General features: G+C 42.4%; 9 protein-coding genes. 5 read left to right on the top strand and 4 right to left on the bottom strand.

What is annotated here, in order from left to right:
* Nucleotides 1–343 precede the first annotated feature (343 nt).
* Nucleotides 344–1225: an Npun_R2479 family HD domain-containing metalloprotein gene (locus tag V7L01_RS07260; protein ID WP_335033281.1), complete on the top strand. Its 882-nt coding sequence runs from the start codon at nt 344–346 to the stop codon at nt 1223–1225.
* 120 nt (nt 1226–1345) lie between these two features.
* On the top strand, nt 1346–2461 hold the full coding sequence (locus tag V7L01_RS07255; RefSeq protein WP_335033279.1) for an ABC transporter permease: 1116 nt from the start codon (nt 1346–1348) through the stop codon (nt 2459–2461).
* Nucleotides 2462–2803: 342 nt separating this feature from the next.
* On the opposite strand, the gene V7L01_RS07250 is transcribed toward V7L01_RS07255, so the two are convergent.
* Both V7L01_RS07250 and V7L01_RS07245 read right to left on the bottom strand, forming a co-directional pair.
* On the bottom strand, nt 2804–5542 hold the full coding sequence (locus V7L01_RS07250) for an AAA family ATPase (RefSeq protein ID WP_335033277.1): 2739 nt from the start codon (nt 5540–5542) through the stop codon (nt 2804–2806).
* Nucleotides 5543–5846: 304 nt separating this feature from the next.
* Nucleotides 5847–6917 (bottom strand): AAA family ATPase, encoded by a 1071-nt coding sequence (locus V7L01_RS07245; RefSeq protein ID WP_335033275.1) that lies wholly within the window; start codon nt 6915–6917, stop codon nt 5847–5849.
* 190 nt (nt 6918–7107) lie between these two features.
* On the opposite strand from V7L01_RS07245, the gene V7L01_RS07240 reads away from it, so the two are divergent.
* Nucleotides 7108–7650 carry a hypothetical protein gene (locus tag V7L01_RS07240; RefSeq protein ID WP_335033273.1) on the top strand — a complete coding sequence of 181 codons (543 nt, stop codon included), beginning with the start codon at nt 7108–7110 and terminating at the stop codon, nt 7648–7650.
* 41 nt (nt 7651–7691) lie between these two features.
* Nucleotides 7692–8297, top strand: a complete 606-nt coding sequence (locus V7L01_RS07235) for a hypothetical protein (protein WP_335033271.1) — start codon at nt 7692–7694, stop codon at nt 8295–8297.
* A gap of 16 nt (nt 8298–8313) precedes the next feature.
* Here the strand turns inward: V7L01_RS07235 and V7L01_RS07230 are convergent, their stop codons facing one another.
* A complete protein-coding gene (locus tag V7L01_RS07230; RefSeq protein WP_335033269.1) occupies nt 8314–9339 on the bottom strand; it encodes an ABC transporter permease in 1026 nt (341 codons plus the stop codon).
* A 159-nt stretch (nt 9340–9498) separates the two neighbouring features.
* Complete coding sequence (locus V7L01_RS07225) at nt 9499–11148, bottom strand: ABC transporter substrate-binding protein (protein ID WP_335033266.1); 1650 nt, start codon at nt 11146–11148, stop codon at nt 9499–9501.
* 571 nt (nt 11149–11719) lie between these two features.
* Between V7L01_RS07225 and V7L01_RS07220 the strand changes: the two genes are divergently transcribed.
* Nucleotides 11720–12046 (top strand): hypothetical protein, encoded by a 327-nt coding sequence (locus tag V7L01_RS07220; RefSeq protein WP_335033265.1) that lies wholly within the window; start codon nt 11720–11722, stop codon nt 12044–12046.
* Nucleotides 12047–12396: the final 350 nt, after the last annotated feature.

The following is a 12396-nucleotide window of genomic DNA, read 5'->3' as shown; positions in this document are numbered from 1 at the left end:
TGTGTGTATTTAGATCGCCCTCAACCAGTAGTTAGACATGGAAAACTAGTCAAGCTAACTAATGTAGATTTATCCAAATTAAAACTAAAATTATTAATGAACTTTCTTATACTTGTCAATTGTTGTTTATACGCAAAAGATAATTCTTCTCAAGCTTTTGTGTTGCTAGGAAGCCATGCCCTACCATGCAATCCAGGCATAGGTAAAGCTAGCGTCCACAGCTATAGGTGAGTTACAAAGGAGCAAACAAACTCCATTACCCTAAATTCCAGCAAGGGTGACCCTGATTAGGGAATTTTGAAATCAATCAATAAATAATTGGTATTTACCAGAGTAACCAGATATGTTCAATGCCACCGAAATTTTAATTGATGCCTTTGTAAATGAAATTCGAGAAGGTTACCGTCGCACCTATGGCTGCTTCAAAAATGATTATCAGGATATTATCGCCTGGGCTGGTAACATGGCTTTGGAAAACATTGCCAATAGCGACGCCCTTTATCACAATGTTGAACACACTGTCCTTGTCACCTTGGTGGGGCAAGAAATCTTACGTGGCAAACACATTAGAGAAGGCGGTGTTTCCAGTGAAGACTGGTTGCATTGTATTATTTCTTTAGTGTGTCATGATATTGGCTACGTTAAGGGAGTTTGCCGACAAGACCGAGAAACAGCAGGCTTATATGCCACAGGTAAAAATGGCAACATGATTTCTGTCGCTCCTGGCGCTTCTGATGCCAGTCTGACACCGTATCATGTTGATAGAGCCAAGCTTTTTATTGATGAGCGTTTTGGAGGTCACAAGTTAATAGATGCTGAGGCAATTAAGAGCAATATTGAATTAACTCGATTTCCCGTACCTGCGGCAGAAGATCATCAAGATACAAGGTGTTTTGCAGGATTAGTACGTGCTGCTGATTTGATTGGTCAACTAAGCGACCCGCGTTACCTGAAGAAAATTACTTCTTTATATTACGAGTTTGAAGAAACTGGTGTAAATAAAGTTTTGGGCTATAAAACCCCTGCTGATTTACGTAATAACTACGCTAAGTTTTACTGGAATGGCGTCTATCCCTATATCCAAGAGGGACTGCATTATCTATCACTGACACAACAGGGAAAACAAATTTTGGCTAATCTCTACTCAAACGTGTTTGTTGTAGAACATGAAAAACAACAGGAAGAACAGCAGCGGTATTTAGAGAAGTTAGGAGTTGGGAATTAGTAGAGACGCGATTAATCGCGTCTGTACAAGAGTTTGGAGTTAAGAATTATTAATCATGAGTTATGAATTAAGATAAAAGTTTAATAACTCATAAATTCTAATTTCTAACTCCTAACTACTATGGATTGGTGGCGACGACTGAAAAAAAATCCTTTGGCACGATTTGGGGCAATTTTGCTGTTAGTTTTCTACATAGCAGTAATTGCAGCTGATTTCGTGGCTCCTTATGACCCCTATGCTTCACAGGCCAATGGTTCACTGCTGCCACCAACTAAGATACATTGGGTTTCTCCGTCAGGGCAGTTTATCGGCCCATATGTTTATCCGACGACTCAGGGAGACACAAATTTAGATACAGGCGATCGCGAACTCATTGTAGACTTCAAAAAGCCCTCACCCCTGCGTCTATTTGTCTCCGGGCCAGAATACCGATTGTTGCAGATGAGTTTGCCATTGCCCCCGAAGTGGGATGAAGTCACAATCTTTCCTGGTATTCCCTTAAATTGGCATTTATTTGGCACAACAACTGGGGCAAAATTCAATATCTTGGGCACTGATGACCAAAGCCGCGACCAATTTAGTCGCTTGCTGCATGGCGGTCGCATCAGTATGTTTATCGGGATTTTTGGTATTATCATTACCTACCCCCTCGGTTTGATCGTCGGGGGAATTTCCGGCTATTTCGGCGGTGTGACTGATAGCGTCATTATGCGCTTGGCAGAGGTGCTAATGACTTTCCCCAGTATTTATCTTTTGGTGACTTTAGGGGCAGTCTTACCACCTGGTTTAAGCAGTACCCAGCGCTTTTTGCTGATTGTGGTGATTACTTCGGTGATTAGCTGGGCTGGTTTAGCACGGGTTATTCGGGGACAGGTACTATCACTTAAAGAGCGAGAATTTGTCCAAGCGGCACGCGCAATGGGCGCGAACCCACTTTATATCATCCTCCGCCACGTTTTGCCGCAAACAGCTAGTTATGTAATTATCTCTGCTACTCTTGCAGTTCCCAGCTTTATTGGTGCAGAGGCAATACTGAGTCTCATCGGCTTGGGTATTCAACAACCAGACCCTTCTTGGGGTAATATGCTTTCTCTGGCTAGCAATGCTTCAATTTTGGTGTTGCAACCTTGGTTAATTTGGCCGCCGGCTGTGCTGATTATCCTCACAGTGTTGGCATTCAACTTACTCGGTGATGGGCTGAGAGATGCACTAGATCCTCGGAGTTTAAGAAGATAAGCGTTTAGAATAGCAAATGCGATCGCTGAAATAACAAATGCGAACCCCAAAGTAGCAAATGCGATCGCTGAAATAACAAATGCGAACTCCGAAATAGCAAATGCGAACTCCGAAATAACAAATGCGTACTCCGAAATAGCAAATGCGAACTCCGAAATAGCAAATGCGTACTCCGAAATAACAAATGCGTACTCCGAAATAGCAAATGCGAACGCCGAAATAGCAAATGCGTACTCCGAAATAGCAAATGCGAACGCCGAAATAGCAAATGCGTACTCCGAAATTAGTCCGCGAAGGCGGACTTTGCCTGTGTAGCCGCGAATTCTATTCGCCTTCTATTCGCTACTGCTGCAAAACCCAACGGCGAAAAAGTTCTACCATAATCCGCCAACTTCCCTGAGTTTCCTCAACGACATCATGACGCTTCAGAGTATTCAGCGCTTCCTGTAAATCAGCGTCATTCATACCTGTAGACTGAGCTAAGGCATCCAGACTTAGCCCTTCTGGGTGAGGTGCAAGCACTTGTACAATTGCTTGTTGACCCTCAGCACCCCGCGCCGCCTGACCCCAAACTCCATCAAAGTAGTAGCGTCCCCGTTTGAAAAACTCAGAGTCATTGATGACTGCTTCTACATCTTCTACAGTGAAAACTGGGTCACGCGATCGCCCTTGCTCAAAAACAAAGTCATTGTAGCGGCGCACTAGCTGAAAACCCAGCAGTTGCACTAAATATGGTTGACCGTGTGTCAAAGCATAAATTTTATCTAAAGCTTCCGGGATGTAGTCGAGTGGGAAGTCTTCATTACCTGGGTTAGCGAGAATTTGGCGAGTAGCTGCACGTTCTTGAAAGCCAACATGAATAGGAATGACGCTTGCAAAGAAGGGTTGAAAATAATCTGCTGTCATCTCTTCTAAAGTGTGCAAACCAGCAAATGCAAAGGCGATTTTAGAACTCATTTGTACCAAACCGCGCAGAAAACCCATAAAATCGATAGGGATTTTTTTCGCTTCAATTAAATCTTCAATTTTCTCAAACTCGTCTAAGGCGATGATTAACCCACCGTCTAGCTTTACTTCCACCTGTTTTAAATAACGTTCAAAAGTCCGATAGGGGAGATTTAGTAAATCAGCGTCAGCTGGTGCTGGAAGTTTTACAGTTTGAGAAATTTCATCACAAATTGCCATTAGCACCTCACCGACACCTTGTGGGCTATCTCCCAAACGTAGCAAGTTGACATAAGCTAGCTGTATTTGTGAGTCTAGACAGTTAGCAGCATTAACCAGAATAGAAGTTTTACCCATTCGCCTGTGACCGTAGAGAACTACAGACTGGAGTTGATTACCCATCACCCAGAGTTCTTCTAACTGTCTGATGATATCTTCTCGCCCAACGAAGAGATGACCTTGAACCGGGTCGCCTACAACATAAGGATTAACTACAGGCTTGGTGATGCAAATTTCTCCCACTTCACCAGTAATTTGCAAAAGGCTTTCTTGCCAAGTTTGAGCGATATCTATGATTAACCCTTGCTCTGCCTGCGGCAAGGTGTCGGCTTGATTTAGGGTTTTTGTGAGTTCGCCTAATGCTCGATTGAGAGCTAAAGACCTTGCTGAACGTGAGACGCTGCGATTAACAAACTGCACATCCTCAACAACTCGACGCAGACTAACAAGGACTTTCCAAGTAATTGGATGTAAAAGTGGTTCCTGTGGAAAAAGAGGAACTTGGATAGCAGCAATAGAAGCTGGTTTTTGAGCTTTCTTAAATGCCGCTAAAGTTTGGGCAAGGGTAAACATTTCCTCACCATAAAGTAAAGAACGCACTATAGCAAAAGCCTCTATTGCTCTGGCTGGTTCTTTTTCATGCAGATGCCAGAAACCAGCAGCAGCAGCGTGAGCAGGAGTATCTAAGCGAGTGTCTGTATTAAAACGAGTCTGTAAACCTTCTCCCCAAGAACGAGGTAAGAAAAAGTAGAAGGACAACAAATTTCTGATAAACCTTGACTTTAGGGTTTCATCTAGAGAAGCTGAAGCAAAACGTACTATATTCCAATCAAAGGGATTTGTCGCCAGTTGAGAGACAGTCCAAATAAGTTGCTCTGACGGGATTTTGGCAAGTACCCTATTGACTGCTTGGATAACAGGAATGAATTGTAGGGTATATGCCAGCAGTTCATTCACATTATGTAAGCCAGTTTCCCAATCATTTTGCAGCCAATTTTGCAAGCGCCAAACAAGATTAGGAAGAGGAAGCAGAGTGATGCGAGGGAGTAGCCAACTACCGTTTTGAATTGTTCGTAAGTTAAAAAGTGAGCCAATAAGCCAGGTTTCTGGACGCAGTATTATCACAACGACTGCCACGCCCAAGGTCACGCCTACTGCTACACCTGCCACCACGCCGAAGGTCACGCCTACTGCTACACCTGCCACCATGCCCAAGGTCACGCCGAACGCCAGACCTCTAGCCAAACCTACTGTCATGCCTACTGCCACGCCTCCAACCATACCTCTCGTCACGCCTACCACCACGCCTCCCGCCATACCTCCCGCCACGACGAACGCCACGACGAACGCCACGCCTCCCGCTAGACCTCCCGCCACGCCCAAGGTCACGCCCAAAGCTAGACCTCCCGCCACGCCTACTGCCACGCCTACCGCCACACCTCCCGCCACGCCTACCGTCATACCGACTGCCACGCCTCCCGCCATACCTCCAGCCACGCCTAGCATCACACCTTCCGCCACACCTGCCGCCATGCCTACTGCCACCCCGAACCAGTCAATGGGAAGATTTACGGTTTGAAAAATTGTACCCACAGCCAGAGGTGTAACTACTGTTAAAGCTAATCCTTGGAAAAGTAACTGACGTTGGATAGCATTTTGACGCAATAACTCCCATCCCTTCCGCCAATTCATTTCCCCTTCAGGAATATACCCACCCCCGAATGTATCCACATACCACCGCAAAGCTTGCGGAAAGAAAAACACCCAGTACAAAAGGCGCAGATAATCCAAGGGGTTCCACAGCGAGAGGGGACGCTTCAACTTGGGCGCTAAGTCTAAGCGGGGTACTGGGGTCATCATTCAACCTCCATCTTCGCCCGTGAAGAACCTAATCCTCCAGCCCCCTTGTTTATGACGGAAGGGAGAGTAGGAGTAATCTTATTCCCCTCCCCTTGTAGGCTACCGTGTACACACAAATCGGAGTTACTTTGAGATCCGGGTTTTACCCCCCTTAATCCCCCCTTGTAAAGGGGGGAAACAAGAAAATCTAGTTCCCTCCCCTTTCCAAGGGGAGGGTTAGGGTGGGGTAATTCGATAACTTGTGTGTACACCGTAGCCCCTTGTAAGGGAAGGGTTGGAGGAGAGGTCAAAGCAGTGTCATTCATTGCAAACTCTCCACATACCGCGAATAAGTTTGATAACACAATTGCATGAGTTTTCGAGGATGTCCGCCACTTTCTTGGATGAGTTGGATGATTTCTTCTTCAGTAAAACTCACAGAAGTTCTAGCTAGACGGCTGGTAATAAAAGTACGCATAGTAGCTTCATCCCAAGGATGAATATGTTCCTCTTGGCAAATACCTGCCAACGGAGAAGTATTACCTTGCTCCTGACTATCCTTAAAAAGGTTGTTCAGAGGTTCGATGGCAGCTAAAATCAGCTTCAACGGAGCATTACTTCCTTCGGCTAAACCGCGCAAATAATCCCTTATGTTGCGAGTAAAACCTTCGCTTGTAAGCTTTCCTACATTGTCTAGAGCCAGTAGTATTTTATGATTTCGCAAATTGCGGGTTAACTGATAGTCTTTACTTTCGGGTATACCAATCTCGTAGCACAACTCACTATAAAATTGACTTTCATTATGAAGTAAATTCAGGTCTAAGAAAACTGGCTGACGTTTAACGTTTAGACGAGTTTCTGCTTCTTCGCAAATCATCCATAGCAGCGAGGACTTGCCGATTCCCTCTTCCCCAATTAAAACAACACTACTACCGCTATTCAACACCTCTAATACTCGCTGGATTTCGCCCTCTCGGTCAAAGAATAGATCCTTCTCTTCGACTCTGCCATTAAATGGAATGAAGGGATTATGACTTTGCTGTAATAGATTATCTGGCTGTGATTCATCTCCTCGTGCTGGATTAGTTGGTTCTACAAGTCGCTGTTGGGAAGGTAAAGTTGTTTCTGAATGCTGTTGATAATGATATTTAATTTGATTTTTAAAATTTCTTTTATTAACTTTTATCCCTAAATCTTTTGTAATCTTTTTGCATAAATTTGCACCTGCATCTCTCAAATATTGCTCAGTGAGAAAAGTCTGAGTAGCAATATCTGAATAAATCTGACCTTCCCAGATTCCTAAAAAAAGCTTTTCTTCCAATTCATTTAAGACTTGATTAGTCTTTTTAGCAAACAGCGCATTAATGAATGCTAACGCTTGTTTTGAGTCCATTAGGCGTAATCGAATTGGCAGAGCGAAGTCAAAATCAGCCAGTAGTGTAATACTTTACCCTACAAACCTACATTTGCCTACTTTCCCTTACAACAATTTAATCACTCAAACTTCCTACTAGCGCCTACCCATAGCGTCTGTGTCTCAAGTGATGATGGTGTTACAGAACAAAAGTTGAGGAGTTTGAGAAATGACAACTTTTAGACAACAGCTTGCACTCGCTCTTATCGCTGCCACCGCCACCATAGTAGCTGCCGGAGTGCCTGTCATAATGGGGCTTGGGAACAAATCTTCTCTAGATTCACCCTCTGTCACCGCCACTTCTACAACGTGTGATAAAGTTACTGTGGCTAAAGTATGCGTTGATAATCTTACAGTGCAGTTTAATAGCAACGAACCTCAGCAAGTAAAAAATAGCGATCGCATACCTCTAAAAGCTGGAGATACTCTAAGATTATCAAATCTAACCTATTGCATACCATCTAAAGCTCCAGTCAATCGAGTAGAAGTAAAAGTTTATCTGTTTCCAAATGGAGTTGAGAGTTATAAAAATGGACTTTTCACTCCTAGTAACTTCCCGATTAATGCAGCTTGTCATAATATTGGTAATTTTCAACAAACTTGGACGCTTGAACCAGGACAGCACCGAGTTAGCATACCCATTATCAAATATTTTGGCAGTAACAGAATTGTAGACAGTAGTTTCTACTTTAACTTGGATGTTGGACGGTAATTTCAGTCTTCTATTTAAAAGCGAAAGAGAGTAATATTTTTATGGCTTACAGCGAATTTAGTTTAGCTAAAGCAAAACAAGAGTTTAGTTTAAGCACATTAGAAAAACGCAATATTTTCGCTGGTGTTTCTGAATTAACAGCAAGTAATTTACTTGTAGAAACACTCAATTATAACCTGGATATCGCTTTAGGGAGTAATAGTCAAAAAGCTCGAACTGAGTTAATTATTGCTCCCATTTTAGTTGATTTACGCCGACAATTACACGAACAAGTTAATTTATTTTCTGGAGTAGATTTTACTGTCGATAATAGCAAAGGATTAAACGGCACTTGCGATTTTATTATTACTAAATCTCCAGAAATTCTCATTTTGACAGCGCCAGTAATTACAGTTGTAGAAGCTAAAAAAGAAAATATTAATGGGGGTTTGGGTCAGTGTGCAGCAGAAATGGTAGCAGCCCAAATCTTTAATGAGCAAGCTGCAAGTGAGATTAAAACAATTTACGGCGTAGTTACAACGGGCAGTATTTGGCAATTCCTCAAACTAGAAGCACAAACATTGACTATTGATTTAAGTGAATATTATCTCAAAGATGTGAACAAAATTCTGGGGATTTTAGCCAATGGTATTTCTCAAGAAATTTAACAAAATATCCAACAGCTTAATATCGAATTCGCGGATCTACATAAGCATTTAAAATATCAATCAAAATGCTTGCACTAACAACGATCGCACCAAAAAAGACTAGCACTCCCTGGACTGTGGGATAATCGCGATCGGCGATCGCTTGATAGAGCCGATTTGCTAACCCAGGCCAAGAAAATGTTACCTCTGTCAAAATCGCCCCACCTAACAGAGATGCAAAGGTTAATCCCAAGACTGTAATTACTGGAATTAGCGCATTTTTTAAAGCATGAGAGGCTAAAATCTTATTTTCACCAATACCTCTGGCTCTAGCTGCTTCTACATAATCTGCTTGCAAGGTTTGCTTTAAATTCACTCGCACAATTCGCTCAAAAATCCCACTGAGCAAAATTCCCAAAGTGAGACTCGGTAGGGCAAGATGGTGCAAAGACGTGAAAAACTGGGTGAAATTTCCACCGAGTAAGCTATCAATTGTATACAATCCAGTCACAGGAGTGGGAGCCGGGAGATTAGGCGGAAAGCGGTTGGAATTAGGAAACCAACCCAATTGGACTGAGAAAATCAACTGTAAAAGCATACCCGCCCAAAACATCGGCAGTGCGTAAGTGACGATCCCAAATAAGCGCCCACCGACATCAAAATATGTCCCAGGACGAGAAGCCGAAAGAGTTCCAACCGCAATTCCGACGATGAGTGCAACCGCCATACTAAATACTGCTAACTCCACCGTCGCCGGGAAATATTGCCCAATTATGTCCCAAACATTCTGTCCCCGACTCATTAAAGACGTTCCCAAGTCAAAGCGCAGTATGCTTCCCAAATAATTGAGGTATTGTAGCCACAGAGGAAAGTTTAAACCTAGTTGTTTTCGCAATTCTTCTTTAGCAGCTTCTGGCGCACGTCCACCTAGAATTGCATCTGCTGGATCTCCTGGTGTTGCTCTTAGTAAGAGAAATACAATGGTGATGATAGTTAATAACTGAAGTGGTGCAAGAAGCAACCGAGAAACAATGTAATATTGTAAGGCTTTAGAGCGAGACATAAGCAACTCAATATTTAAAATTAAAAATGCAGTTTTTGGAACTATCTTAGCTATTAACTATAAATATATTAAACATGAAATATTTTATTTAAGAGTCAAAAGTCAAAAGTCGATTGACTAATGACTAATGACTAATGACCAATGACTAATGACTAATAACTACTTTTTAATTCTTTGGTAAACCAGAATTTGGGTAGGGTTAAGTTGTACGCTGCTCACACCATTGCGGGCAAATACATAGTCTTTGTTTTGCCATAAGGGAACATAAGGGACATCAGTAGTTACTTGCGTTTGAATTTCTGTAAAAATTTTCTGACGTGCTTCGGGGTTTAATTCTTTGCGTTGCCGATCGATCAGTTTATTTATGGCTTCGTTATAGTAAAACGAACCCTGAATTTGACTGCCTCCATCTTCGCACCCTTTAGCAACTGAACCTTTGTCACAAGACAAAAACGGTTGGACGTAATTATCTGGATCTAAAAAGTCTGGATACCAATCAAGTAAAGCTGCCGGATACAAACCCTTGGCAATGTCTTTAAAGAAGGCAGGCCCTTCCGCTTGGGTGACTTCAAATTGTAGTATTCCATCCATTTTGACATCCACAAGAGATTTCAGGGTCTGTGCTGCCAAACTACGAGTAGGCGAACTAGAAGGATACCAAACTTGTACTTTTGCGGGATTTTCTTTGGAGAAACCAGCAGTAGTTAATAATTTTTTAGCTTGCTCAAAGTTAGCATCACCATATTTATCTTTAAATAATGGCTGGGAAACATTAAACGTCGTGGGAATCATGCTGTAAAGCGCATCTGCTTGACCAAGTAACACTCGCTGATTTAAAAGTGGACGGTCAATTATTGACGCGATCGCTTGTCTTACCTCTGGTTTATCTAAAGGCTTTTGATTCCGGTTTAATACCAGATAACTTACTACACTACCCTCAGCAGCGATCGCTTGCCAATCCCCTTTTTTACCACCTTCTTCCAAACTCCGATTTTGATCTGGCTGTAGCGACAGATAAGCTACATCCACTGCGCCTGTACGGAAAGCATTAAATAAATTAATCGGACTAGTTTGAATTTGGAGGTTAACACCCTTGTTAACTGGTTTTTCTCCCCAATACTTATCAAACGGATCAAATCGGATTGAATCAGTACCATACTGCGCTAACTTGTAAGGGCCAGTCCCCACAAAAATATTCGGCTTGAATTTACCTGCACCGAGTTCGTAAGCTTTTGGCGAAACTGCACACACCCCAGGAAACGCCAGCAGTGAAGGAAACGCTGCAAAGGGCTTTTTCAGCTTAATGCTTAACTCATACTCGCTTGTAGGTTTTACCGAATCTACTATATCACTTAGTAAAAATGAGGGTTTTCCTTTATTTTGAATAAAGCGGTTGATGGTAAACGCCATTGCTTGGGCGTTGAAGGGAGTCCCATCGTGAAAAACCACTCCCTGACGTAACGGTATGGTATAAGTTAAGCCATCTTGAGTAACTTTGGGTAATGCTGTAGCTAGCTGGGGCTTAATTTCCGTGCTTCCTGGTTCGTAGGTGTAGAGGCGATCGCTCATATTAAACACCAAGCCTAAAGATGCTAACTCATAAGCATCAGCCGGATCGAGGGTTCTCGGCTTGGCTGTTGTACCGATAGTAATGCGACCATCACCTGTAGGGCTATTCACAGAACCAGATGGTGGCGTAGGCTGTGGACGAGGAGCGCAACTAACAACTAAACATAAACATAGACAGAACAAAGATAGGAATTGTGTAATCCGACCCCACCGTTTCACGGACAAGGAAAACCAGGTCATAGCAATAAAATATTTGATATCAGCGGTCAGCAATCTTACTACATTTGTGACTATTGTGCTTGATTTTTACAATTAGTTACGGCAATACCTATGGCTAAGTATACGAATATAGATAAAAAAAACTTGCCGGATATTATGACTAAGTTGGCAACTAACTCAAAAATTTGTAGCGGCTACTCAACTTCATAGTTAAATTTATTGCTCCTGTGCGATGTTTACGACGGGCTACGCCTAAGCACTATTTGTTACAAAAAATTATTGACAGAAAGATATCCTTTGGCATTCGTTAAGTAATCAAAAGCTTTTATTTAATTAAGATTTTAAACATTGGCTAAATTTGTCGTAAATTCATAATTACTAGTGAATAGGTTTGTTAAGCTTTGACGGTAGGCCAAGTAGCGGACATTAAAACTTTGCCTGTTGCTACTTGGATACAGACACCCGTGGAGTTGTTTTTTGTAGAGAACGGCTACATGGTTTTACTTACAAATCTAGTGTTTATACATCAGCTAATAAAGCGATCGCGATCTCGTAAACAGCAGATTGAAAGTTTAATAGTGAGACTAAGAGCGTGAAGTATTTCTTTCTATCTGAAGGATGGGCAGTTGCTAGAGTCTGGGCATCTGATGGACTCTGGCAAATAACTGCATGGCGACGTCAACCAGATATTCAGCGAATGAATATTTGTTTAGTGGAACAAAATGAATTGCTATGGCTTTATCGAGTTGAAGAAGCCGTTTTAACCGTGGAAGTGAAGCCAACAACACCAGTAATTGGCAGTAACACCATAGGTCAAGTAGTACTCAAGCGTCTAATGAGCGCCGAACAGGTAATTGAACGCCTGGGTACAGCTGAGGCGAAGTGTCAACTGCAAAACATTCAATTGGTGGTTCAGTAAGAGAAGCAGGGGAACAGGGGGAACTTTCTCAAGGTCTTTCCCCTCTGCCCCTGTGCCTCATATACTTTTACTTTTTGTAAATAAAAGATAAGCAAATTTAATCTGTGACGGGGATTGGTAGCGAAAAAACTTGGACATGCTACGCGATCGCATCAATTTACACGCTTGCAAACAATTCCATCAATAGTTACACTTTTTAAAACATTCTCATTTTTGCTTGGCGATGGCTACCCTACAGGGTAAATCTCCCGAAGCGAGTAAGCATTGCCAAAGCACCCACGCTGTCTGACTTTTAAGACTAAGATGTGGTAAGACTCTGGTTCTGGCAATAACAAAAAACAAGAGAGAGT

It is taken from the genome of Nostoc sp. (assembly GCF_036917095.1).
GTDB lineage: Bacteria > Cyanobacteriota > Cyanobacteriia > Cyanobacteriales > Nostocaceae > Nostoc.
The sequence above is the reverse complement of the archived record's forward strand: the minus strand, read 5'-3'. Positions and strand labels throughout refer to the sequence as shown.